20 protein-coding genes are annotated in these 24,264 nt (G+C 66.3%); 2 read left to right on the top strand and 18 right to left on the bottom strand.

Annotated elements, in window-relative coordinates; all coding sequences use genetic code 11:
• Nucleotides 1-79: 79 nt before the first annotated feature.
• From NNX34_RS05440 to NNX34_RS05475, 8 genes are all read right to left on the bottom strand, one after another.
• Nucleotides 80-1,360: a M18 family aminopeptidase gene (locus tag NNX34_RS05440; RefSeq protein ID WP_255765486.1), complete on the bottom strand. Its 1,281-nt coding sequence runs from the start codon at nucleotides 1,358-1,360 to the stop codon at nucleotides 80-82.
• Nucleotides 1,361-1,522: 162 nt separating this feature from the next.
• On the bottom strand, nucleotides 1,523-2,398 hold the full coding sequence (locus NNX34_RS05445) for an ABC transporter permease subunit (RefSeq protein ID WP_255765487.1): 876 nt from the start codon (nucleotides 2,396-2,398) through the stop codon (nucleotides 1,523-1,525).
• 4 nt (nucleotides 2,399-2,402) lie between these two features.
• Nucleotides 2,403-3,356, bottom strand: coding sequence for an ABC transporter ATP-binding protein (locus tag NNX34_RS05450; protein WP_255765488.1), 954 nt, complete (start codon nucleotides 3,354-3,356; stop codon nucleotides 2,403-2,405).
• Between the two features lie 113 nt (nucleotides 3,357-3,469).
• Nucleotides 3,470-4,399 carry an ABC transporter ATP-binding protein gene (locus NNX34_RS05455; protein WP_255765489.1) on the bottom strand — a complete coding sequence of 310 codons (930 nt, stop codon included), beginning with the start codon at nucleotides 4,397-4,399 and terminating at the stop codon, nucleotides 3,470-3,472.
• Nucleotides 4,400-4,432: 33 nt separating this feature from the next.
• Entirely contained in the window at nucleotides 4,433-5,275 is an 843-nt protein-coding gene (locus NNX34_RS05460) for an ABC transporter permease (protein ID WP_255765490.1), read from the bottom strand.
• Nucleotides 5,272-6,279 carry an ATP-binding cassette domain-containing protein gene (locus NNX34_RS05465; protein WP_255765491.1) on the bottom strand — a complete coding sequence of 336 codons (1,008 nt, stop codon included), beginning with the start codon at nucleotides 6,277-6,279 and terminating at the stop codon, nucleotides 5,272-5,274. The genes NNX34_RS05460 and NNX34_RS05465 overlap by 4 nt, the downstream gene beginning before the upstream one ends.
• 66 nt (nucleotides 6,280-6,345) lie before the next feature.
• Nucleotides 6,346-7,578, bottom strand: coding sequence for an MFS transporter (locus NNX34_RS05470; protein WP_370646958.1), 1,233 nt, complete (start codon nucleotides 7,576-7,578; stop codon nucleotides 6,346-6,348).
• A 14-nt stretch (nucleotides 7,579-7,592) separates the two neighbouring features.
• Nucleotides 7,593-9,275, bottom strand: a complete 1,683-nt coding sequence (locus NNX34_RS05475; protein WP_255765740.1) for an ATP-binding cassette domain-containing protein — start codon at nucleotides 9,273-9,275, stop codon at nucleotides 7,593-7,595.
• A gap of 100 nt (nucleotides 9,276-9,375) precedes the next feature.
• Here NNX34_RS05475 and NNX34_RS05480 point away from each other — a divergent pair, with 100 nt between their 5' ends.
• Nucleotides 9,376-9,696, top strand: a complete 321-nt coding sequence (locus tag NNX34_RS05480) for a putative quinol monooxygenase (protein ID WP_227920318.1) — start codon at nucleotides 9,376-9,378, stop codon at nucleotides 9,694-9,696.
• A 30-nt stretch (nucleotides 9,697-9,726) separates the two neighbouring features.
• On the opposite strand, the gene NNX34_RS05485 is transcribed toward NNX34_RS05480, so the two are convergent.
• The 5 genes from NNX34_RS05485 to NNX34_RS05505 form a co-directional block, all read right to left on the bottom strand.
• On the bottom strand, nucleotides 9,727-10,776 hold the full coding sequence (locus NNX34_RS05485) for a hypothetical protein (RefSeq protein WP_255765492.1): 1,050 nt from the start codon (nucleotides 10,774-10,776) through the stop codon (nucleotides 9,727-9,729).
• A gap of 256 nt (nucleotides 10,777-11,032) precedes the next feature.
• The gene (locus NNX34_RS05490; RefSeq protein ID WP_255765493.1) at nucleotides 11,033-11,977 is read right to left on the bottom strand and encodes a hypothetical protein; all 945 of its coding nucleotides are present in this window, start codon (nucleotides 11,975-11,977) and stop codon (nucleotides 11,033-11,035) included.
• 421 nt (nucleotides 11,978-12,398) lie between these two features.
• On the bottom strand, nucleotides 12,399-13,853 hold the full coding sequence (locus NNX34_RS05495) for an NAD(P)/FAD-dependent oxidoreductase (RefSeq protein WP_255765494.1): 1,455 nt from the start codon (nucleotides 13,851-13,853) through the stop codon (nucleotides 12,399-12,401).
• A complete protein-coding gene (locus NNX34_RS05500; protein ID WP_255765495.1) occupies nucleotides 13,853-14,944 on the bottom strand; it encodes a peptidoglycan bridge formation glycyltransferase FemA/FemB family protein in 1,092 nt (363 codons plus the stop codon). Before NNX34_RS05500 ends, NNX34_RS05495 begins: the two co-directional genes overlap by 1 nt.
• A complete protein-coding gene (locus NNX34_RS05505; protein WP_255765496.1) occupies nucleotides 14,941-16,401 on the bottom strand; it encodes a glycosyltransferase family 87 protein in 1,461 nt (486 codons plus the stop codon). Before NNX34_RS05505 ends, NNX34_RS05500 begins: the two co-directional genes overlap by 4 nt.
• A 197-nt stretch (nucleotides 16,402-16,598) precedes the next feature.
• On the opposite strand from NNX34_RS05505, the gene NNX34_RS05510 reads away from it, so the two are divergent.
• The gene (locus tag NNX34_RS05510; protein WP_255765497.1) at nucleotides 16,599-17,684 is read left to right on the top strand and encodes an inositol-3-phosphate synthase; all 1,086 of its coding nucleotides are present in this window, start codon (nucleotides 16,599-16,601) and stop codon (nucleotides 17,682-17,684) included.
• Between the two features lie 92 nt (nucleotides 17,685-17,776).
• Here the strand turns inward: NNX34_RS05510 and NNX34_RS05515 are convergent, their stop codons facing one another.
• From NNX34_RS05515 to NNX34_RS05535, 5 genes are all read right to left on the bottom strand, one after another.
• The gene (locus NNX34_RS05515; RefSeq protein WP_255765498.1) at nucleotides 17,777-19,462 is read right to left on the bottom strand and encodes a formate--tetrahydrofolate ligase; all 1,686 of its coding nucleotides are present in this window, start codon (nucleotides 19,460-19,462) and stop codon (nucleotides 17,777-17,779) included.
• Between the two features lie 107 nt (nucleotides 19,463-19,569).
• Nucleotides 19,570-20,814, bottom strand: coding sequence for a D-inositol-3-phosphate glycosyltransferase (gene mshA / locus NNX34_RS05520; RefSeq protein ID WP_255765499.1), 1,245 nt, complete (start codon nucleotides 20,812-20,814; stop codon nucleotides 19,570-19,572).
• Nucleotides 20,815-20,998: 184 nt separating this feature from the next.
• Nucleotides 20,999-21,304: a hypothetical protein gene (locus NNX34_RS05525; protein ID WP_255765500.1), complete on the bottom strand. Its 306-nt coding sequence runs from the start codon at nucleotides 21,302-21,304 to the stop codon at nucleotides 20,999-21,001.
• A gap of 691 nt (nucleotides 21,305-21,995) precedes the next feature.
• Complete coding sequence (locus tag NNX34_RS05530) at nucleotides 21,996-22,652, bottom strand: histidine phosphatase family protein (protein WP_255765501.1); 657 nt, start codon at nucleotides 22,650-22,652, stop codon at nucleotides 21,996-21,998.
• A complete protein-coding gene (locus tag NNX34_RS05535; RefSeq protein ID WP_255765502.1) occupies nucleotides 22,649-24,175 on the bottom strand; it encodes a CCA tRNA nucleotidyltransferase in 1,527 nt (508 codons plus the stop codon). The genes NNX34_RS05530 and NNX34_RS05535 overlap by 4 nt, the downstream gene beginning before the upstream one ends.
• Nucleotides 24,176-24,264: the final 89 nt, after the last annotated feature.

The following is a 24,264-nucleotide window of genomic DNA, read 5'->3' on the forward strand; positions in this document are numbered from 1 at the left end:
ACAGCACAGACTTTCTTATCCTATCCGATTTCCCGGGACGGGATTGACACGCCGGGATCCGCCGACCCTTCCGTCCGGGTCAGGCCACCCCCGCCGCGAAGAACAACTGTGCCACTGCGGCCAGGCGCCGGGGGTCCTGCACGCCTGCCATTTCCCGGGCCGAGTGCATGGAAAGTACGGGAATCCCGACATCTACGGTCCGGATGCCGAGCCGGGTTGCGGTCAGGGGTCCAATGGTGGAGCCGCAGGGGACGGAGTTGTGGGAAACGAATTCCTGGTACGGCACCTCGGCGGCCGCACAGAGGCTCGCCCAGCGGGCCATGCCGGGGGCGTCGGTGGTGTAACGCTGGTTGGCGTTGATCTTCAGCAGCGGCCCGCCGTTGAGCACCGGGTGGTTGGCGGGATCATGCCGCTCCGCGTAGTTGGGGTGGACGGCGTGGCCGACATCCGCGGAAATACAGAAGGAGGCGGCCATCGCGCGGGCACGGTCCGCCGTCGTCGCGCCGAGTCCGTCACCGATCCGCAGCAGTACATCTTCGAGGAACGGTCCGGCAGCGCCGGACCGGCTGCCGCTGCCCACCTCTTCATGGTCGAACGCCGCGAGGACGGCAACCGGAGCGGTGGGCGCGACGTCGGCCGCGATAAGTGCGACGACGCCGGCGTGGACAGAGGAAAGGTTGTCCAGCCGCCCGGAGGCGAAGAACTCCCCCTCGGCGCCGAAAACCTGCGGTTCCTGGGTGTCGGCGGCAACGATGTCGTAGCCTCCGATCTCCTCCGGCGCCAGGCCGGCCTTGGCCGCCAGCAGAGCCACGAGGTCGGAAGTGGACGGGTCCCCCAGTCCCCAGACCGGGTTCATGTGCTGTTGTTTATCCAGCTTCAAGCCCTCATTCACGGCCCGGTCCAGGTGGATGGCCAGCTGCGGAAAGCGCATCAGCGGGCCGGTCTCCACGAGCCGCTCCTCGCCGGCCAGGGTGACCATCCGCCCGGCAAGCTGCAGCTCCCGGTCCAGCCAGGAGTTCAGCAGCGGGCCGCCGTAGACTTCGACGCCGGCCTGCAGCCAGCCGAGCCGTCCGGTGGTGGGCCGGGGCTTGAGCTTGAAGGACGGGGAATCGGTGTGGGTACCGAAGATCGAGAACCCGGTGGCGGGGCCGGCGGCCTCAGGCGTGACCCAGGCGATGAATGCGCCGTCGCGCACCACAAAGAATTTTCCGGACGAGCGCGGGAAATCCCCGGTCTCGAGTACTTCCGTGAACCCTGCCTCCGCCAGGCGGCGCGCGCCTTCACGCGCCGCATGGAAGCTGGAGGGTGAGGCGCTGACAAACGCGCCGAGGTCATTTATGTGGGCCAATGCGTCAGACATGCTCCGATTCAACCAGAGCCCGCCGCCCCGGCGTAACCATCGGCCTTCCGGGACGTAAAGAACCCCCGGCAAGACCATTGCCGGGGGTTGTGGAGGTGATGTCCGGTGAAGGCGGGGGCGGCCGTTCTTCCGCCGCCGCCTTCACCGAAGTCCGGGTTTCCCTTAGACGTCGCGGCGCTTGGTGACGATCAGGGCAGCAATGAGCAGGACCACGGCCCAGGCCGCCAACACCAGGCCGCCCTGCAGCTGGGTCAGGGCCCCTTCGGCGGTGGCCCCGGCGGTGACCAGCTGGGTGCCGGCGTTGCTCGGCAGGAACCGCGCGGCGTCGGGGATCCAGTCGGCGATTCCCTGCACAATCTGAACCACCAGCGGCAGTACGAAGATGATGCCGATGGCGGTGACCACTCCCCCGGCGGTGTTGCGCAGCAGCGTGCCGATCGCCATCGAGAACACGGCGATCAGGGCCAGGCAGGTACCGGTGTTCAGGATGCTGGCGAGAACGCCGTTGTCATCCAGCGACAGGCTGAGGTCCCCGCTGTCCAGGATTGGCTGTGCCACCAGGAAGGAAATGAAGGCGGCGCCGGCGCCGATGACGAAGGAGATCACGGCAATGACCAGGGCCTTGGCCAGCAGTGCGGGGATCCGCTTCGGGACCGCGCTGAACGTGGAGCGGATCATGCCGGTGCCCCACTCCGAGGCGATCAGCACCACGCCCAGCGAAGCGATCAGCAGCTGGCCGAAGAACAGGCCGCTGGCGGGTATTTCAGGCACCAGATCGGTGTATATCTTCGGATCGCCGAACGCCATGGCTTCTTCGGGGGTGCTCGCCGAGCTGATCATGTCCAGCACGGCCACCACCTGCCAGGCCGCCAGGGCGGCCAGGCCGACCATCACCACAACCGTGATGGCCAGCAGGATGACGGTGGAGGGTACGGTGTTGACCTTGATCCACTCGGATTTGAGGACCCGGCCGAAGTTGACACCGGAGCCGGTCGGGGCGGGCGCGCCGTGTTTGTTAGTTGATGTAGCAGTACTCACGGTGCTAGTTCCCCTTCCCGGAGGCAGCGCCCGCAGGAACAAGGTCCTGCGGCAGGTCCTGAGACCGGTATTCGACGTCGTCGCGTGTCAGTTCCATGTAGGCGTCCTCGAGGGACACCTGCTGGGGTGTCAGTTCGTACACCAGGATCCGGCGCTCCAGTGCCGTTTCGGCGATCAGGCGCGGATCGGCGCCGGTGATCTCCAGCAGCCCGCCTTCCTTCTCCACACCGGCAACCCCGGGGCGGTCCAGGGCAAGCAACAGCTCCCGCGGGCTGTCCGTGCGGACAAGCGTGCGGACCTTGTCCTCTCCGGCGATGATTTCGCTGATGGGAGCGTCGGCGATGATCCTGCCGCGGCCGATCACGATGAGGTGATCTGCGGTCTGTGCCATTTCGCTCATGAGGTGCGAGGAAAGGAAGACCGTACGCCCCTCCGATGCCAGCCCGCGGGCCAGGTGCCGCACCCAGAGCACTCCCTCGGGATCCAGGCCGTTGACCGGTTCGTCCAGGATGACCGTGTGCGGATCCCCCAGCAGCGCCACCGCGATGCCCAGCCGCTGGCCCATGCCCAGGGAGAAGCCGCCCACGCGCTTTTTCGCCACCGGAGAGAGGCCGGTGAGTTCAATGACCTCGTTGATCCGCTTGGTTGAAATACCGTGGGTGGCTGCCATCGCCCGCAGATGGTTGTACGCGCTGCGCTTGGTGTGCACGGCCTTCGCATCCAGCAGGGCTCCCACCTCGCGAAGCGGCGCCTTGTGCTGGGCGTAGGGCTTGCCGTTGACCAGAACCTTGCCGGCGGTGGGCCGGTCCAGGCCCACGATCATGCGCATGGTGGTGGATTTACCGGCCCCGTTCGGACCCAGGAAGCCGGTGACTTTGCCCGGCTGGACAGTAAAGGAAACATTATCGACGGCTGTTTTTCCGCCGTAGCGCTTGGAGAGGCCGGATGCCTCGATCATGGGTGATCCTCACGTTGGGAAGCAAAAGCTGGGGGGTCTACCTCCACCATAGAGGGCCGGCGCCGCAACGGGACCGGTCCAAGGGATGAATCAGGGGTCCCCCTTAGGGATGACTAGGGGTTTCCCCGACCCTGCCCGATGTCCCGGGATTGGTACTCGACCTCTCCTCGGGTCAACTCCATATAGGCGTCCTCCAGGGATGCCTGCAGCGGGGTCAGCTCCGTGACCAGGATCCGCCGTGACAGCGCGGCTTCGGCAATCCCGCGGGCGGACAGCCCGAGGATTTCGAGCTGGCCCGGTGCCGGCCGGCGTATTTCCACGCCGTCCGAACCTATTGCGGCCGCCAGGGCATCGACGTCGTCCGCGCGCACCAGGGTGCGTTCACGCCCGCTGCCGGCGAGGACCTGGTCCATGGGTGCGTCCGCCAGGATCCTGCCGCGGCCGATCACGATCAGGTGGTCGGCGGTCACTGCCATTTCGCTCATCAAGTGCGAGGAAATGAACACCGTGCGGCCCTCCGCGGCCAGGCCCCTGGCAAGATGCCGGACCCACTGCACGCCTTCCGGGTCCAGTCCGTTGACCGGCTCGTCGAAGATAAGCGTGCGGGGGTCTCCCAGCAACGCCGCGGCGATTCCCAGCCGCTGGCCCATCCCCATGGAGAAACCGCCCACGCGTTTGTTGGCCGCCGCTCCGAGGCCCGTCAGTTCGATGACCTCGGTGATGCGTTCCCTGGGAATGCCGTGGCTGGCGGCGAGCGCCCGCAGATGGTTGTATGCCGTCCGCTTAGGGTGGACAGCCTTTGCCTCCAGGAGCGCACCGACCTCCCGCAGGGGCGCCTTATGGTCGGCGTAGGGCCGTCCGTTGACCTCCACACTGCCGGCGGTTGGATGGTCGAGCCCCATGATCATGCGCATGGTGGTCGACTTGCCGGCCCCGTTCGGGCCGAGGAAGCCGGTGACCTTGCCGGGCTGGACATCGAAGGAGATGCCGTCGACGGCAGTCTTGCCGCCGAAGACCTTGGCGAGGCTGCGGGCCTCAATCATGGTTGATCCTCGTTTCCGAAGGGCTCCGCCCCGCTACCGGGAGCTGATCGACTCAAACTTCCGTACCGCCAGCGGGACGAAGACGACGAGCATCACGACCGCGCCGATCACCACCGTGGCAACGGCGTTCTGCATCGGCCAGGTGTCCGGCACCGGGGCGGTGCCGAGGTTGCCGAACAGTTCGCGCACGGCCTGCACGAGTGCCGAGACCGGGTTCCAGTCCGCAAAAGCCTCCAGCGGACCGGGGAGGGTGGAACTCTGCACGAATGCGTTGGAGATAAAGGTGATCGGAAACAGGATCATAAAGGACGCGTTGTTGATTGTCTCCGGTGAACGCACCGACATACCGAGCAGGGCCATGACCCAGCTGAAGGCGTAGGAGAACAGCAGCAGCAGGGCGATGGCGGCCACGAACCGGCCGGGCGTGGAGTTCACCCGCCAGCCCACCAGCAGGCCGGTACCCATCATGATGAGCATGGAGATCCCGTTGAGCGCCAGGTCGGCGTTGGTCCTGCCGATCAGCACCGCGGACGGGCTCATCGGCAGGGTCCGGAAGCGGTCAATGATCCCCTCCTTCAGGTCCTGCGCCATGGCGGAGCCGGAGAACGTGGACCCGAACACCACGGTTTGGGCGAAGATGCCCGCCATCAGGAACTGGGTGTAATCCGTCCCCGCAACGGCAATGGACCCGCCGTAGACCTGGCTGAACAGCAGCACGAACATGATCGGCTGCAGCACGGCGAAGATGATCATGTCCGGGGACCGCTTGATCTTGATCAGGTTCCGTTTGGTGACGGTCCACCCGTCCCCTGCCCACCGTGCCGGAAGACTGGGGGTGCCGGTCCGGATGCCGGTTGCGGATACTGCCGCGCTCATCGGCGTGCCTCCTCTTTCTCCGTTTCGCTGTCCTCTGCGGTCGGCTTGCCGGTGAGCTGCAGGAAGACGTCGTCCAGGGTGGGGCGGCGGATGCCGGCGTCGTGCAGTTCGATGCCGCCGGCCTCCAGCTCGGACAGGATGCGCTGGAGCGCTGCGGGACCGTCGACGACGGCGACCTCCAGGGTCCGGCCGTCGCCGGAAACGTGCGGATCGCCCGAACCGTGCCGGCCCAGGATGGTCAGCGCTGCGTCAGCGTCCTCCTGGCGGTGCAGGGCCACCGCCACTCGGTGCCCGCCGATCTGTGCCTTCAGGTCATCCGAGGTCCCCTCGGCGATAACCTTCCCCTCATCGATCACGGCCACCTTGTCTGCCAGCTGGTCCGCTTCCTCCAGGTACTGGGTGGTCAGCAGCAGGGTGGTTCCCCGGGCCACGAGGTCGGTGATGACGCCCCACAGCGCGATCCGGGACCGCGGATCCAGCCCCGTTGTCGGTTCGTCCAGAAACAGGACCCGGGGTTGGTTCACCAGCGCGCCGGCGAGATCCAGGCGGCGGCGCATGCCGCCGGAATAGCCCTTGACCGGCCGGTTGCCGGCGTCGGAAAGCTCGAACATGTCGATAAGTTCGATCGCGCGTTCCTTCGCGCGCCGGGCAGGCAGGTGGTACAGATGCCCCACCATGTCCAGGTTTTCGATACCGGTGAGGTTTTCGTCCACGGCGGAGTACTGGCCGGACACTCCAATGACCCGGCGTACTTCTTTGGGGTTGGAGAGAACGTCTATGCCGTCAATGGCGGCTGTGCCCGAATCGGGCCGGATCAGGGTGGTGAGGACCTTGACGGCAGTCGTTTTCCCGGCCCCGTTGGGGCCCAGCAAAGCGGTCACCGTTCCTTCAGGGACAGTGATATCCAGTCCGTCCAGGGCATGCACGGGACCGGATTTCGAGGAGTAGACCTTGGTCAGCCCCTCGGCGGAAATCAACGGCGTGGACTGTGGTGAAAAGGACATGGGTCGAGGGTAGGACCGGGAAGGGCCCCCGCGCCCGTGCTTTGCGGACAGAAACGGTCCGCAGCTTTAGGCGGGTTCGGACTCGGCCTTCTGCTCGGCGGCGGCCGGAGCAAAAGCAATGGAAACCAGCATGGCTGCGCCCACCACCAGCAGGGCGTTGCGTATGCCCCAGTGTTCGCCCAGGAAACCCAGCACCGGCGGTCCGACGAAGAAGGCCATGTAGCCGATGGTGGACACCACCGATACCCGGCCCGCGGCATGGACCGGATCTTCCCCCGCGGCAGACATGCCCATCGGGAAGCCCAGGGCCGCACCGATGCCCCACAGCACGGCGCCGAGGGCGGCGAGACCGAGGTTCGGGGCGAAAACGAAGAGCAGCAGTCCGGCCAGGGAGGCGCTCATGCACACCCGCAGCGCCGGTACGCGGCCCATCCGGTCGATCAGCCGGGCACCGAACCAGCGGGTAAGGGTCATGGCTGCCACGAAGACGCCGAACATCACGGCGCCGGCGGACTCACTGGTGCCCAGTCCGTCCACGGTCGCCTTGGCAACCCAGTCATTTGCCGCACCTTCGGTGAGGGCTGCGCCCATGACGACGACGCCGATCAGCAGCGTCCTGCCCTCCCGCCAGGCACCGAACCGGGAGGGTTTAGCCGTCGCGTCGGCGCCGTGGCCTGCAGATGCGTGCGGCAACTGGAGGAAGTTCCGCGGCACGATCAGCACCGCCACGCAGACCACCGTCAGGATGCCCAGCAGATGCAGGGACAGCGAGATTCCCGCCCAGGAGAGCAACGCACCGATCATGGCACCCACAAACGCCCCGGCGCTGAAGGCGCCGTGGAACTTGGGCATCACCGTCCGGCCCACCCGGCGTTCGACGTCGGCCCCTTCCAGGTTCATGGCGACATCCCAGCCGGCAATGCCGACGCCGAAGACCAGCAGACCGGCACCGGTCAGCGGAATCGACCCCAGGCTGAGTCCGGCGGCTATGACGAGGGAGGCTATCGACGTCGTAATTCCACCGGCGCGCACGGTGCCTGCGGTGCCGATGCGCTGCGCCACCGAACCGGCCAGCGGCAGCGCGGCCACGGATCCGATGGCCGAGAACAGCAGGAGCAGGCCAACACCGGCGGCGCCGATCCCCAAATCCTCTGCGGCGGCCGGAATGCGGGCTGCCCAGCTGGCAAACACCAAGCCGTTGAGGCCGAAGATCACGAAGACGGCGATGAGCGCCTTATTCACTCCGGTTTCATGGCGGAGGGCGGCATCATTGAGGGGCTGCGCACTGTTTTCGTTCACGCCAGTATTGTCCCCTACCGCACACGCTCCACGCGTTTCTCGTCCCAGACCGGTGTCTCGGACTCGTAGACCCTGCCGTCGGAGCCGAACACCAGGAACCGATCGAAGCTGCGGGCAAACCAGCGGTCGTGGGTGACCGCCAGGACGGTCCCCTCGAACGCGTCAATGGCCTTTTCCAGCGCCTCGGCCGAGTGCAGGTCCAGGTTGTCGGTGGGCTCATCCAGCAGGAGCAGGGTGGCGCCGGACAGCTCCAGGAGCAGGATCTGCATCCTCGCCTGCTGGCCGCCGGAGAGCGACTCGAACTTCTGCTCCGAAGAGGCGGCCAGCCCGTAGCGGTCCAGGGCGCCCGCGGCTGCTTCGCGGCCCAGCCCGGAGCGGTGTTCGTCGCCGCGGTGCAGGATGTCCAGCAGGGTCCGTTCGGCCAGGTCCGGGCGCATCATGGTCTGGGCGAAGAACCCGGGCCGGATGCGGGCACCCAGCTTCACCGAGCCGGCATGCGGCACCGGGGCGAGCTCCACCTCCGACACCGGCTCGTGTTCCCGGTCCGGATCGCTGCCGCCCAGGGCCAGCAGGCGCAGGAAGTGGGATTTTCCGGAGCCGTTGGAGCCGAGCACCCCCACCCGGTCGCCGAACCAGATCTCGGTACTGAACGGCTTCATCAGTCCGGTCAGTTCCAGCTTCTCGGCGACGACGGCGCGCTTGGCAGTGCGGCCGCCGCGCAGCCGCATCTTGACGTTCTGTTCCACCGGCAGGGCCTCCGGCGGCCCGGCTTCCAGGAACTTGGCCAGCCGGGTCTGGGCCGCGTGATAGCGGTTGGCCATGTCCGAGCGGAACGCGGCCTTGTTCTTGTACATGTTGACGAGTTCCTTGAGCTTGAGATGCTCCTCGTCCCACCGCCGGCGCAGTTCCTCGAACCGGGCGTTGCGGTCTTCCCTGGCCTTGACGTAGCTGCCGAATGCGCCGCCGTGGATCCATGCGGAGGCGCCGTTGATGCCCGGCTCCAGGGTCACGATGCGGGTGGCGGCGTTGTCCAGCAGCTCCCGGTCGTGGCTGACGAACAGCACGGACTTCTTGGAGGCGGCAAGTTTTCCTTCGAGCCAGCGTTTGCCGGGCACGTCGAGGTAGTTGTCCGGTTCATCCAGGAGCAGGAGCTCGTCGGGGCCGGCGAAAAGCGCTTCCAGGACCAGCCGCTTCTGCTCGCCGCCGGAAAGGGTGGCGGCCTTGCGGTACTGCGCCCGGTCGAAGGGCAGCCCGAGCGCCGCCATGGTCACCTCGTCCCAGACGGTCTCCTGCTCGTACCCGCCGACGTCGCCCCATTCGGTGATGGCGGTGGCGTAGCGCATCTGGGTGGGCTCGTCGTCGTGCTCCATCATGGCCAGCTCGGCGGCGTCCACTTCGCGGGCAGCGGCAGCAAGTGCCGGCGGCGCGGCCGAGACGAGCAGGTCGCGGACCGTGCTGTCATCCCGGACCTGCCCGACGAACTGGCGCATGATGCCCATGTTCCCGGACCGGGAAACCGTGCCCTCGTCCGGCATCAGGTCACCGGCGATGATTCGGAGCAGGGTGGTTTTTCCGGTGCCGTTGGGGCCGATCAGAGCGGTCTTGTGCCCGTCGCCGACCTTGAAGCTGACGCCGTTGAGCAGCTGCCGTCCGTCGGAGAGGAAATAGTCAATGTTGGATACGTCGAGGTGCGCCACGTACCCATCTTCCCATCCTTCCGTCCCTCCCTCCGGTGGCCCGGTGCCGCCGTCGGGGCATACGATGAAAACCCCGAGAATCAGCGAAAGCAGGACTGAAATGATCTTCATAACCGTCAAGTTCCTCGTCAAGCCCGAGTGGACCGAGCGCTGGCCGGAACTGACCGCCGGCTTCACCGAAGCCACCCGGGCCGAGCCGGGGAACCTCTGGTTCGACTGGTCCCGGAGCCTGGAAAACCCCAACGAGTTTGTCCTCGTGGAGGCGTTCAAGGACGACGCCGCGGCCGCCCACGTCCAGAGCGACCACTTCCAGCAGGCCATGAAGGACATGGTCCCGGCGCTGGTGGAAACCCCGAAGATCATCAACACCGTCATTGAGGGCGAAGAATGGTCCCGGATGGGTGAGCTGACGGTCGAATAGGGCCGCTTTTCGTCCGGAGCCGGAGTGCTGTCAGTCAGCGAAGGTGAGGGAGAGTTCCTCGCCGTTGATCTCCACTTCGGCGTACATCCAGTAAAGCTGGTAGCTCTCCCGCTCCGGTTGCCACGAACCGCCCCGATTCACTTCGGCGTCCAGGATGAATTCCCCGTCCACGGCCCGCACCGAGAACGGTCCCGTGGGATCGCTTTCGATGGGGTCGAGGGTGGGCGGAGTCTTCATGCTCCAGGAGATGTTCCGGTAACTATCCGGATCCTCGGCCGTCCACTGGTTCGGGCAGCCCTTCGGCATCAGTTCAGTCGCCTTCATGCACTTTTCGAGGTGCGCCGTTAGCCCGGCCTCGATTTCCCCGCGGCCGGCTTCCGTGACCTGCGGCTTCAGGTCGACGGTTCCCGCCCGTACAGCCGCAGCGCCGTCCGGGTTCAGGCGCGCGCTCACCACCCGGTCCGGATAGCCGGAATAAGGGCTGCCGGTAGCGGCACCCAGGATGTAGTCGCCGGGCAGGAAATTAAACAACGTGCTTCTGCGGAGCGCCTCCATGTCCTGGCCGGGGATGTCCACCCCGTTGACAGCGACGGCAGTGGCGTCTCCCCGCAGGATGTAGTGCACCTGGGTGCTCCCCAGGCCGATATTCAGCTTCCATTTCCGAAAGAACAACGCTTCACTGCCGGCGGTGCGCAGATCCAGTGTTACGGCATGGCTGTCGCCGCCCTGTTCGATGTCCACGCTCACGACAGCCTGGCCGTCGGTGACCACCACATCGGTCACTTCAAAGCCGGTGATTGTGTTTTCCGCCTCGGCGTACACCTCGTTGGTCATCAGGGAGTAGTCCTCCCAGTCAAGGTCGGGACCCATGCCGATGGCCCGTTCCACGTCACCGTCGACAATTGCCTGGAGATACTCTTCGGCCAGCACCTGCGGGCCGTACACGGTCTCGTTGAAGTGCCTGAAGGCGAAGTAGCCTCCCGCAACCAATGCCGCCAGCACGGCGACGGTAACGCCGGCGGCGATCAACAGGGTGTTGCGCTGCGACGGGTCGGCTTTGGGCGGTTCCTGTCCTTGCATGCCGTTCTGTCCGGGCGGCGGCGGCCACTGCTGTTTTGGCCACTGCTGCCGGTTTTCGCTGCCAGCTCCCGGCGGCGGCGAGGCTGGGTACACCCCTGCCCCCGCCCCCGGCCCGTAGTAATCAACATTCTGGTCCGCCATGACTTGTTCCCCCGGTTCAAGTACCCGGCTGCGCGGCCGGCACTCGATAACTTATCGGGTTTTATGACGGAGGTAACAATTACGGCCCCGCCGGATCCGGCGGGGCCGCCTGCTGCTAGTCGGCGAAAGTCATGGTGATCGTTTCGCCCTGGATGTCCACCATGGCGGGCAGCGAGTAGAGCTCAACAGTTCCCTTCATGGCCCGCCACTCGTCACCCTCTTTCATTTCCGCATCCAGGGTGAACTGCCCGTTTACTAGCTCCACCGAGAACGGGAATGACGGGTCCCCCTCAATCGACTCGTAAGCGGGTTCCTTGGCCATGCTCCATTTGATGTTGCGGAAGTTGTTGGGATCCTCGCCGTCCGCTTGGTTGGGGCAGCCCTTGGGCTGCAGTTCCGTCAGCTTCAGGCAGCTTTCCAGGTGCGCCTTTGTCTGGGCCTTAATCTCCTCGCGCGCCGCGTCCGTGATCTCCGGGATGAATGCGACCCCCATCAATGATTCCTGGCCGTCCAGGCGGACGGACATTTTCTCGTCCCCGCCGTAGCTGACGAACTTCGTTCCGGTAGGTGCATTGAAGGTGTACTCGCCCGGCAGCACGGCCAGCTTCCTGCCGTCCTCGGGCATTTCCACGCTGACGCCGTTTACGGCAGGTTCGGAGGCATCCTCATCCAGCGTGTAGCGGAGCGACCAGGAGCCCAGCGGGGCGTCCAGCTTCCACTTCTTGAAAAACACTGCCTCCGTGCCGTTCTCTGACAGGTCCAGCTTCATGGCCTGGGTGTCGTCCCCCTGTTTGACGTCCACGGTCACGTCAGCGGTGCCGTCGTTGACCACCACATCGGTCACTTCGAATCCGCTGATCCTGTCGGTGGCCTTCGAGTAAATTTCGTTCGTCATCAACGAGTAGTCCAGCTCATCCCCGGTGGCAGGAGCCATTTCCATGGCGCGTTCAACGTCCGCGTCGACGAGTGCCTGGAGGTACTCCTCTGCCTGCACCCGGGGGCTGTAAGTCGTCTCGCTGAGGTGTTTGTAGCCGAAGAACCCTCCGACGCCCAGAATCACCAGCAATCCAGCCGCAACGCTGCCGGCAATGATCAGGCCTTTACGCCGCTTCGGGTTCGGCTGCTTCGATGCCTGTCCCGGCAGTCCGGGTCCCCCGGGTGGCGGAGGAGCCGCCTGGGGCCATTGCCCCTGCGGTCCCGGTGCCTGTGGAGCAGGGGGATTGGACTGGTACGGCTGCTGTGGTTGTTGCAGCTCGGTGCCCGGACCGGGCGGCGGCGGAGCCCCCTGGTTCCCCTGTGCGCCAACAACCGGACCGTGGCTATCCATTTGTCTGTCCCCCATGACTTGTCCCCCAGTTCAAGTACCCCGGCTACGGTGCCGGTAACCGATAACATACAAGGCTTTATGGCATGGGTCACAATCACGGCAGGGCGGGAAACGGGGTGCCGAGGAACCCCGGATAACCGGGAGGCGGAGGTCCCTAGCGGGCTCCCTGCGCAGGTTCCAGTGAGGGCATCGGCAGCCCGAACACGTCCTTCAGTGCCAGCTTCGCAGCATGCAGGCCGCCCATCCCGTGAACGCCCGGCCCCGGCGGGGTGGAGGCCGAACTGAGGTAGACACCGGGAAGCGCCGTACGCCACGGCTTCGGGGACAGGACCGGCCGAATCAGCATCTGGGCCAGCGTCACTGCCCCGCCGCCGAAGTCCCCGCCCACATAGTTGGCGTTGTACCGGGCCAGGTCCGCCGCCGTCGTCACCCGCGAATCGACAACCACATCCCGGAAGCCCGGCGCGAAACGCTCGATCTGCGCCGTGACCGCTTCCGTCATGTCCACCGTGGATCCGGCGGGCACATGGCAGTAGGACCAGAGCACGGAACGGCCCGCGGGGGCCCGGGTGGGATCGAAGCCGCTGGGCTGGGACAACAGGACGTAGGGGCGGGCCGGGTGCCGGCCGGCCGCGACGTCGGCCTCCGCTGCGGCCAGTTCCGCCCGGGTGCCGCCCAGATGGGCGGTGCCGGTACGGGCCATTTCCGGATTCGCCCAAGGGACCGGACCGGAGAGGATGAAGTCCACCTTGCAGGCGGCATTGCCGTAGCGGAAGCGTTCCAGCGCCCGCGCATAGCGCGGCGGCAGGCGGTCCCCGCCCAGCTCCAGCAGCACCGAAGGAGAGACATCGAGGATGACGGCCCGGGAGCCGGCCACCTCGTCCAGGGAGGTGACGCGGTGGCCGGTGGAGATCCTGCCGCCGTGCGCCCGCAGATCGTCGGCCATCGCCTCGGCGATGGCCTGGGAACCGCCTACCGGGATGGGCCAGCCGACTGAATGGGCGAGCGTCCCGAGCATCAAGCCGCCTCCGGCGGAGGGCAGGGAGGGCATTTTCCCCACCGGATGCGCCGCTACGCCGGAGAGCAGCGCCGGTGCAGCGTCCTCCACGAACCGCCGGTTCCACAGGGGCGTGCCCTGGTCCAGGGCGGCCAGGCCGAAGCACGCCAGCGCAATCGGATCCCGGGGGACGCTCAGGAGGGAACCCATCAGCAATTCAGTGACTGCTTCGCTGCGCCGGACCAGCGGCTCCATCAGCCGTCGGTAGGCGGCACCGTCCCTTCCGAGTCCCTCCACCGTCCGATCCAGGTCCCGATACGCCAGTGCGGCGCGTCCGCCGTCGAGCGGTGAGGCGTAGGAAATCTCCGGCACCACCAGGTCAATCCGCCGGTCCAGTCCGAAGCTGCGGAAGAACGGAGAGGCCAGGGCCATGGGGTGCACTGCGGAGCAGATGTCGTGCAGGTGGCCGGGTGCCATCAGTTCCTTGGTGCGGCTGCCGCCGCCCACCGTGGACTGGGTTTCGAACACCTCGACCTTGAGGCCGGCGCGGGCCATGATGACCGCAGCCGCGAGTCCGTTGGGACCGGCCCCGACTACACTGACATCGCTCATTAGGCCGCCTTTTCGCCCTTCCGTCCGGGGATCCGGCCGGCCAAACCCTTGGCGGAGGCCGGCAGGCTGCGCAGCTTCGCGGGCGCCTCGCGCCGCAGCTTCAGGGCGTTTGCCACCAGAGCGTACCGCAGCGGGTGGAGGGGAACGTCATAGGTAGTGGGGATGGTGACCACGGTCTTGGAGAAGTTCCGCTTGAACGTGGTGACGTTAATCAGGCTCGGGTAGTTGTCGCTGACGATCCCGGTCAGCCCGCACGCCGTGTTGCCCGCTTCCTTGAGGACCTTGAAGGCCTCCCAGAGCAGCAGGTAGGGCGCGTTGGTCTTGCGGGCGCTGTGCGAGCTCGCCGCGAAGTAGTAGACGGAGTAGCCGCGGTACTCGGTGGTGATCAGCCAGGACACGGCCTGTCCGTCCATGTAGGCCACCATGAGGCGCAGATGGTCACCGAGTTCGGTAAGCAGGGTTTCGTAAAAGGAGGACTCGAAACTCGAGAAGCCGTCCCGCGAAGCCGTTTCCTGCATGATGGGGAAGAGTTCGGTGCGGAACACCTCCGCCCAGCGTGCGCGCTCGATGGTCTGGACCTTGACGCCCAGCTTCTCCGCCTTGCGGATCAGGTTCCGCGCGTTGGAACGGAAAGACGCGAAGATTTCGTCCGTATCCGGAGTCAGGTCGACGACGATTTCCCGTTCGTACCAGCCGTGTTCCAGCGGACCGGTGACGGGTGGCTGCGGATGCGCGATCTGCATCCGGATGTACAGCGGGTCCACGGCGGGATCGGCCCGGAACTGTTCCTGCACGGTGGAAACGAGCCGGGCCTCGGCGTTGTGCGTGCGCGTGGTGAACCAGGTGGGGCCGTTAACGACCACCAGCGACGGCCGCAGCCGCCGTTCGGAGCGGAGGTAACTGGCGGTGGCAACCAGGGTGCCGCCGTCGTAATAGGCCCAGATGCCGTAGGGGCTGCGGCCAAGCTTCCGCTCAAAATCCGCCCAATAGGGGGTCTGCTCCAGCGGGATCACCACATCGGGGTGCGCGGCGGCGAGCGCCTCGAACTCCTCGTGGCTGAGCTGCTCGGAACGGTATGGAACGGGGGTCACTGTGCTTCTTTCGCCGGGGCCGCATGCGTTTCCAAGGATACCGGCCTTCGCCGCCGCAGGGCCCAGCGGTCGGGGGCGCCGTTGAACGGTCCGCCCTGCGGATCGTCGACGCCGTGCCGGCGCACGGGGTCGCCGTCGGGCTCCAGGATGTCGGACACCACCCGGAACATCAGATAGAGCGTGGCCAGCACGTGGCCCAGCACCGCCAGCACATAGTAGGGCGAATCGAGGTTGTTCTCGGCCGCTCCGCCGGAGGTCTCTTTCGCGAGGTACATCCAGATAGCCCACCAGTGCATCACTTCGAAGAACTGCCAGATCAGGAAGTCGAGCCACCTCGGCCGGGCCAGGGCGACCAGGGGAATGAGCCAGAGGACAAACTGCGGCGAGTACACCTTGTTGGTGAGGACGAATGCCGCCACAATCAGGAAAACCAGCTGCGCCAGCCGCGGCCGCCGCCCGCAGCGCAGCGCCAGCACGGCGATTCCAAGGCACGCCAGCGCAAACAGCAGGTAAGCCCACAGATTGATGAATTCGGGTCCGACGCCGGTTCCGCCGGCCCGCTCCACGGTCAGGTTCCAGGCGAACCAGATCGACGAGTAGCCCGCCGGGCGCTCCGCGGTGAACGTGAGGAAGAAGCGCCAGGACTCGTAATCGCGGAGCAGGAACGGCAGGTTGACGGCCAGCCAGGTTGCTGCCGCAGCCGTGAAGGTCAGCACCGCCGGCCGCAGGCGGAGCGTCCGCAGCGCGAGCACCAGCACGGCGCCGAGAATCAGCACGGGATAGAGCTTCAATGCGGCACCCAGCCCGATCAGCACTCCTGCTGCCACCGGACGGTTCCGGGCAAAAGCCAGCATGCCGGCCGTGGCCAGCATCACTGCGAAAATGTCCCAGTTGATGAACACCGACAGGATCGCCGCCGGGGCGACGGCCACCATGGCTGCGTCCCACGGCCGGCGCCCGGCCAGGCGCATGGTTGCTATGACCGTGGCAATCCAGGCCCCCGTGGCCAGAAGCGCGTTGACGTCGAAATACTGCAGCGACCTCAGGGCCGTGCCGCCCTCGCCGGGAACCACCAGTGCGGTGGCACCGGCCAGGAGTCCCAGGAGGACCGGATACTCAAAAAGGGTGCCCTCCGTCAGGAACGGGAAAACGCCGTCGCCTATCCCCCGGGTACGGAAGAGCTCCGGCCAGTCCGAATAGCAGGCGGAGTAAAACTGGTCCGGAGTGCCCCAACCGCCCGCACGGCAGGGAGTCTTAACCAGGACGGCCAGCAGCGCGGAGACGATCGTGAACAGGACCAGCACCCGTTCCACGGTGAAGAATCCGGGCGAGACCATGCCCGGGGCGGCGTGGCGGCCCATGGGGCCGCCGATGCCTTCCGCGAACTTCCTGAGGAACGGATCGTTGCGGGAGGGCGCCGCAATGCGCTGCGGGCCGCGCCGGGAGTTGGGCTGCATGGGTCCAGTATCCACTAGCGAACCATCGCTTCGGTCCCGGCGGGGAACCGGGGAAACGGACGGGGTAACGAGGGAAAATGCCCCTTGATGACCCGGCGGTCCGGACCCAAACCGAAGATGTGATGCCAAGCACGTAGACTGTGGAGGTTGTCTGCGCCGGGGGCGCAGCGTTCAACATTTTTCTTCAAAGGAGAACCGTGTCCGAGAACCCCATCCGGGTGGCAATTGTCGGTGTTGGAAACTGCGCAGCTTCGCTGGTGCAGGGTGTCCAGTACTACCGAAGCGCCGATCCCAACGAAACCGTCCCTGGCCTGATGCACGTGAAGTTCGGCGAATACCACGTCAATGACGTGCAGTTCGTTGCCGCGTTCGACGTCGACAGCAAGAAAGTCGGCCTTGACCTGGCTGATGCGATCGGCGCAAGCGAGAACAACACCATCAAGATCGCCGACGTCCCGCAGACCGGCATCACCGTGCAGCGCGGGCACACCCTCGACGGGCTGGGCAAGTACTACCGGGAAACCATCACCGAATCCGATGCGTCGCCGGTGGACATTGTTGCCGCCCTTCGGGACAACGCGGTGGACGTTATGGTCTGCTACCTGCCGGTCGGTTCCGAGCAGGCTGCGAAGTTCTACGCCCAGTGCGCCATCGACGCCGGTGTCGCCTTCGTCAACGCGCTGCCCGTCTTCATTGCCGGCACCAAGGAGTGGGCGGATAAGTTCACCGCCGCCGGCGTGCCGATTGTCGGCGACGACATCAAGAGCCAGATCGGCGCCACCATCACGCACCGCGTCATGGCCAAGCTGTTCGAGGACCGCGGCGTTATCCTGGACCGCACGTACCAGCTGAATGTCGGCGGCAACATGGACTTCAAGAACATGCTCGAACGCGAGCGCCTGGAATCCAAGAAGATTTCCAAGACGCAGGCCGTCACCTCCAATACCTCGGCCCACCTGAAGGCCGACGACGTCCACATCGGCCCGTCGGACTACGTCGCGTGGCTCGATGACCGCAAATGGGCCTTCGTCCGCCTCGAGGGACGCAACTTCGGCGACGCTCCGGTGTCCCTGGAGTACAAGCTGGAGGTCTGGGACTCCCCCAACTCCGCCGGCGTCATCATCGATGCCGTGCGTGCCGCCAAGATCGCCCTGGACCGCGGCGTCGGCGGGCCCATCCTCTCGGCCTCGAGCTACTTCATGAAGTCGCCGCCGGAGCAGTACAACGATGACCTCGCCAAGGAAAAGGTAGAGCAGTTCATCCGCGGCGAGGTCGAGCGCTAGGACCCCGGCAGCACAAGGCCCCCGTCCCCGGAACGCTCCGGGACCGGGGGCCTTGCCGTGCCCGGTCCTCCCCCGGGCCCCGAACCTGAATCCTAGATAAGTCCGCTCGGCGTCCCGTCCGCGGCGACACCCATGCGCAGCGCCGCAGGTTCCCTGGGCAATCCCGGCATGGTCATGACCGCCCCGGTCAGGGCCACCACGAAGCCGGCCCCGGTCTTGATGGACAGATCCCGCACGTGCAGGGTGAAGCCCGACGGCGCGCCCAGGGCCGCGGGGTCGTCGGAGAAGGAGTACGGCGTTTTGGCCATGCAGACCGGCAGGTGCTCCAGTCCCCGCGCCGCAATCTCCTCCAGCCGGCGCAGCGCGGCCGGGGCAAATTCGACGTCGGCGGCACCGTAAATCTCCCGGGCCACGGCCCGGATCTTCTGCTCCACCGGCAGCTCGTCCCGATAGAGGAACCGGAAGTCCGCCGGTCGCTCCAGGGCCCGGAGCACCGCCGCAGCAAGGTCATCGCCGCCCGTTCCGCCGCCGCCGTGCGCCCACACCTCGGCCACCGCGGCGCTGACGCCCTGCTCGGCGCACCAGTCCATCAGCCAGCGCAGTTCGGCGTCCGTATCGGTGCTGAAGCGGTTGACCGCCACCACGGGGTTGATCCCGAACCGGCGGACGTTCTCCAGGTGCCGGTGCAGGTTGACGACGCCGGCCCGCAGTGCAGGAAGGTTCTCCGCCGCCAGGCCGGTCTTGGGCACGCCCCCGTGCATCTTCAGGGCACGGACGGTGGCCACCACCACTATGGCGTCCGGGGCGACATCCGCCACCCGGGACTTGATGTCCAGGTACTTCTCCGCCCCGAGGTCCGCCCCGAAGCCGGCTTCCGTCACAACGAGGTCGGCCAGGCGGAGGGCCGCGGACGTGGCAATGACCGAATTGCAGCCGTGCGCGATGTTGGCGAACGGCCCGCCGTGGACGAGGGCCGGGGTACCGGCCAGGGTCTGCACCAGGTTCGGTTTCAGTGCGTCGCGCAGCAGCAGCGTCATGGCGCCCTGCGCGCCGAGATCGGCAACGGTGACGGGCCGCCGGTCGTAGGTGTAGCCGACGGTGATCCGGGACAGGCGTTCCGTGAGGTCCGCCAGGTTCCGGGCGAGGCAGAAAACAGCCATCACCTCCGAGGCCACGGTGATGTCGAAGCCGTCCTGCCGCGGCACGCCCTGGGCCGGTCCGCCGAGGCCGATGACGACGTCGCGCAGGGCGCGGTCATTCATGTCCAGGACGCGTTTGATGGTGATGCGCCGCGGATCCAGGCCCAGCTGGTTGCCTTGGAAGATGTGGTTGTCCAGCAGTGCGGCCAGTGCATTGTTCGCCGAGGTAATGGCGTGGAAATCGCCGGTGAAATGCAGGTTGATGTCCTCCATGGGCACCACCTGCGAGTAGCCGCCGCCGGTGGCGCCTCCCTTCATACCGAGAACCGGACCCATGGACGGCTCACGCAGGGCAATCATCACGTTTTCCCCGGCCCGGTGCAGGGCGTCCGCCAGACCCACCGTCACAGTTGATTTGCCTTCGCCGGCAGGCGTGGGGCTCATGGCCGTCACCAGGACCACCCGGCCGCGGACCGAATCCTCCCGCAGGAGCGCCGGGTCGATTTTCGCCTTGTACCGTCCGTAGGATTCCAGGGCGGCGTCGGGAATCGACGCGGCGCGGGCAATCTCCGTGATCGGCAGCAGGCGGGCCGCCCGGGAAATTTCGAGGTCCGAGGGCATATCGGCACTGATACGCATGTTCTGCGTTCCTTCCGCTGTGCCGTCAACGGATTCGCTGGACGGCTGCTGGTCGCTGGATGGAAGCCAAGCTACCAGCAGTGCCGGCCCGCGGGGGCTGCTTCGGCCTACTTGCGCACGGAACGGCTGGCGAACTGGTCCGCTGCCTCGCGGTAGCTTTCCGCCGTCAGCATGGCTGTCCGGCGCCAGCCGAACGCCTGGGCATGGGCGGCCGCGCCTTCTCCGAGCGCACGACGGCGGTCGGTGCCGTCGTAGAGTGCCTCCAGTTCGGCGGCCCACCGGCCCGGGGCGTGGCCGTCAACGAGAACGCCGCTGCTGCCGTTGCGCACGGCCTTGGGCAGCCCGCCCACGTTGGCGGCGAGGACTGGGGTGCCGCAGGCCTGGGCCTCGAGGGCAACCAGGCCGAATGATTCGCTGAAGGAAGGCACGGCCACAACGTCGGCGGACCGGAACCAGGCAGCGAGCTGGTGCGGCTCGACCGGCGGGCGCAGGGACACCGTGTCCTGCAGTCCCAGCCGGCGGACCAGCGGTGCCAGGTCAAGCACGGAGGAGCCGCTGCCGGCGCCGAGGATGCTTACGCGCAGGGGAATGTCCGGCCGGCGGCGGCGCAGCTCGGCGGCGGCCTCCACCAGGATCTGAGGGCCCTTCATGCGCTGGATCCGGCCGGCAAAGACCACATGGAAGACCCCGGGGAGGAAGCCCATTCCGGCCTGCACTCCGGGCCTGCCGCGTGGTGAAAACACATTCAGGTCCACGCCCGGCGCCACCACGTCCACAGACTCCGGATCGGCTCCGTAGAGCGTTTCCAGTTCGGCTGCCTCGGTGCTGGTATTGGCTATCAACCGGGTGGCGCCGCGGACTATCTGCTCCTCGCCGTCGATCCGGATCTGCGGCTCGAGCGCCTCGCCGGGCTGCCCCTGCAGGTTCTTGACCCGAGCCATGGTGTGCATGGTGTGGACCAACGGAAGGTCCCACTGCTGCGCCACGGATAGTCCTGCGGCGCCTGAAACCCAGTAGTGGGAGTGGACAACGTCGAAACCGCCGTCCAGCAGGAACGGTTGGGATTCTGCCACCGCGCCGGCCAGATCCAGGTACGGCAACTGTTCCTTGGCCACCTTGCGGACGGGACCGGCAACCACGTGGCGAACCTTCACCCCGGGGGCCAGGGCAACGTCGGCGGTCTGCAGCGGGTCGGTCGCCCGGGTGAAGATCTCCACCTCAGTACCTGCGCGTGCCAGTTCGAGGGCGACGGACCGGACGTAGACGTTCATGCCGCCGGCATCACCGGACCCGGGCTGTTCAAGCGGGGAGGTATGAAGGGAGAGCATGGCCACACGCTTGACCTGGGGCACTTCGCTCCCTTCCTGACCGTTATCTTTCTCTATCGACTTTATAACGCCACGGGCTCGAGCTTTGTTTCCTGTCAGCCAGAACACGTCCGTCCCCTCACCTCCGGACGCCGGGCACGGCACTGCCCGGCACCCCAAGGGAGGCGCCGGGCAGTGCCGGTTGAACGGGTCCGGGCGGGTACTTCGATTACTTGACGGAATTGAAGTAGTGCATCAGCAGGTGACCCTGTTCGCCTTTCAGGGCCGCGTCCATCCGGGCATGGTGGACGGCATTGGAACGGAGAAAGGAGCTCCGCAGGCGCTTGAGCATTGTGTACACCCCCTTGGCTGCGCGTCGCAGGACAGGAGCGGCCTGTTCCGGAGGCCGGGCACGGGGCAGCAGCGGCTCGTCGCTGCCGGCGGCGTCATTGGGCAGCCGGTCCTGGAGTCCGGGCCGTGGGCCGGGTTGGTTGGTTTTGGGCAGAGTGGTATTGGGCAGGGGCAATTCTGGCATTGGAAGCTCCGACGGGAAGGCGCGAAAAAGGGCGCAAAAGAATAAGCGGATAAAAGGAGGTCGAAATGACGCAGGAAACCGATAAAGGACGTTAAAGCGACGTCAAGGCGATTTGCGGGAAATACCCGACCATGACGCGGCAATGTCTTTCAAAGGGGAATTCCGGCTGCGGTTCCGCACACACCCGATACACGCGTTCCGCCAACTTCCCCTGGAAACGAGGGGTGCTGAAAGAGCGGGTGTGGAGTCGGACGGGAGTGCGCGGTGCTTGCCCCGGTGGCGTGGACGGCTTGCCGGGCCGGCAGCGTTTACGCTGAAACGGCCGACCAGCTGGCAGTCACGGTAAACCGGGAAGCGGCATAGGGCCGACCGGGGAGGACCGAAGGCGGTACCTGCGGGTTCCGGAAGGACGGCCGGAGATTGCCGCCGGTGTTGCCACCGGTAACTACGATGTGAATTCCATTAGTGTTCATCAATCTCCACCTCCTGTTCGCGGTACCCGGGGTACTGGAGCCTGGCGTGGCTGCAGAAGCAGCTACATAAGCAGGGAATCCAGTTCGGTCTATTGCGGACAATTAATGTGCCCGCAAAAGAAAGGTACAACAGAGTTCGCGGCCCTGCCAAGCACTTTCACAAAATTCCCTAAAAAACTTTTATTCCAGGGTCGTGCGGGCAGGGCCGTATCGCGGTACTAGAGGTTCCAGCCGACAACGGCGGGCGTGTGTTTGTCCCAACCGAGGGTGCAGACCGCTGCGGTGCTGAGCGCAAAGTGCCGGCCCATCTCCGGGGCAAGGCCGAGCCAGCGGGCCGCCAGGATACGGAGGAAATGGCCGTGCGCCACGAGCAGGACCTTCTCCACCGGCGTCGCCTCGGGGTCGCGGTCCATTTCGGTGCCGCAGCCGGCCTGCACGGAGGAGATGATGAGGTCGGCCCGTGCGGCAACTTGTGCCAGGGTCTCCCCGTTGGGCACGCCGTCCTTCCAGATCAGGTACCCGGGATTCTCGGCGCGGACCTGCCGGCTGTTGCGGCCCTCGTTGTCGCCGTAGTCCCACTCGTGGGCGTGCGGAACCACCTCGGCGTCGGGGTAACCCACCAGTTCGGCGGTGCGGCGGGCACGGATCAGCGGAGAGGTCAGTACCCGGTCAAAGGTCACCGGACCGATCTTGGCCCGCGCGGCCTCAGCCTGGGCTTCCCCCTCGGCCGTAAGGGGGATATCCGTCAGGCCGGTGTAGTTGCCTTCCCGGGACCATTCGGTTTCCCCGTGGCGCAGCAGCCAGAGGCGGGGCAGCCGGGTTCCGGACGGAGTCAGGTCCGGAACTGCCGGTCCGAAGTTTTCCCCGTTGCTCATTTTTCGCTGTCCTTCACATTCGTACCTGATACTTCCGGTTCCCGCTGGGGTTCCTTTTCCGTTGTATCAGGTGCTGTGCCAGCGGCAGCAATCGGGTTCTCGGACTGTTCCGCCCACCAGGCGCGGAGCAGCTGCGCTGTTTCGGCCTCGCTCCGCGGACCGTTTTCCATCCGTTCCTCCAGCAGGAACCGGTACGCGCGGCCCACCACCGGCCCGGGACGGATCTGCAGCAGGGCCATGATCTGTTCGCCGTCCAGGTCCGGACGGATCGCGGCCAGCTCTTCCTGCTCGGCCAGGACAGCAATGCGCTGCTCCAAATCGTCGTAGGCGAAAGCCAGCCGTTCGGCCTTGCGGCGGTTGCGGGTGGTGACATCGGAGCGCGTGAGCCGGTGCAGCCGCTGCAGCAGCGGACCGGCGTCGTTCACGTAGCGGCGCACTGCCGAGTCGGTCCAGCCTGCATCGCCGTAGCCGTAGAAGCGCATGTGCAGTTCCACCAGCCGGGCCACGGCCTTGATGGTGTCATTGTCGAACCGCAGGGCCTTCATCCGCTTCGCGGTCAGCTTGGCGCCGACGGCGTCGTGGTGCAGGAAGCTCACAGACCCGGTTGACTCAAAACGGCGGGTGGAGGGTTTTCCGACGTCGTGCATCAGGGCCGCGAAGCGCAGCACGAAATCCGGTGCCGGCACCGGACCGTCGCTGTCGGTTTCCAGTTCGCACGCCTGGCGGAGGACCGTCAGCGAGTGCTGGTACACGTCCTTGTGCCGGTGGTGCTCGTCAATCTCGAGCCGCAGTGCCGAGACCTCGGGCAGCACGTGGTCGGCCAGGCCGCTCTCCACGAGCAGGTTCACGCCGGTCCACGGCGCCTTGCCGCAGATCAGCTTGGTCAATTCGTCCCGGACCCGTTCGGCGGAGATGATTTCGATCCGCCCGGCCATGTCCCGCATCGCTTCAAAAACGTCCGGCGCCACCTCCACGCCCAGCTGGGACGCGAACCGTGCGGCCCGCATCATGCGCAGCGGATCGTCGGAGAACGACGTCGACGGCGCACCGGGGGTACGCACCATACCGGCATGCAGGTCGCGGGCTCCGCCAAAGGGATCCACCAGTTCCATCGACGGCAGCCGCAGCGCCATTGCGTTCATGGTGAAGTCGCGGCGGTACAGATCGTCTTCAAGCTTGTCGCCGAAAGCCACGGCGGGCTTGCGGGAGTCGGGATCATAGGCATCGGCACGGTAGGTGGTGACCTCCACCTGGAAGCCGTCCTTGCGCATTCCGATGGTGCCGAACTCCCGGCCGATCTCCCAGTAAGTGTCGGCCCAGCCCTTGATCACCCGGATGATGTCGTCCGGGCGCGCGTTGGTGGTGAAATCCAGGTCCGGGGAAACCCTGCCCAGGAACAGGTCGCGGACGGGACCGCCTACGAGCGAAAGCTCGTACCCGGCATCCTCGAAACGCGCCCCGAGTTCCGGGATCACCTCGGGTAGCGGGGACTTCAAGGCCGAACTATCAAAAAGGTGCACCATAGTGCTTTAAGCCTGCCAGATAAAACGGTGAAGGCCGACAAGGGGTGGGAGCCGGAGCGCGGACACGCCGAGGGTTCCCGCTTCCTCTC

Source organism: Arthrobacter sp. zg-Y1116, from assembly GCF_024385485.1.
GTDB lineage: Bacteria > Actinomycetota > Actinomycetes > Actinomycetales > Micrococcaceae > Arthrobacter_B.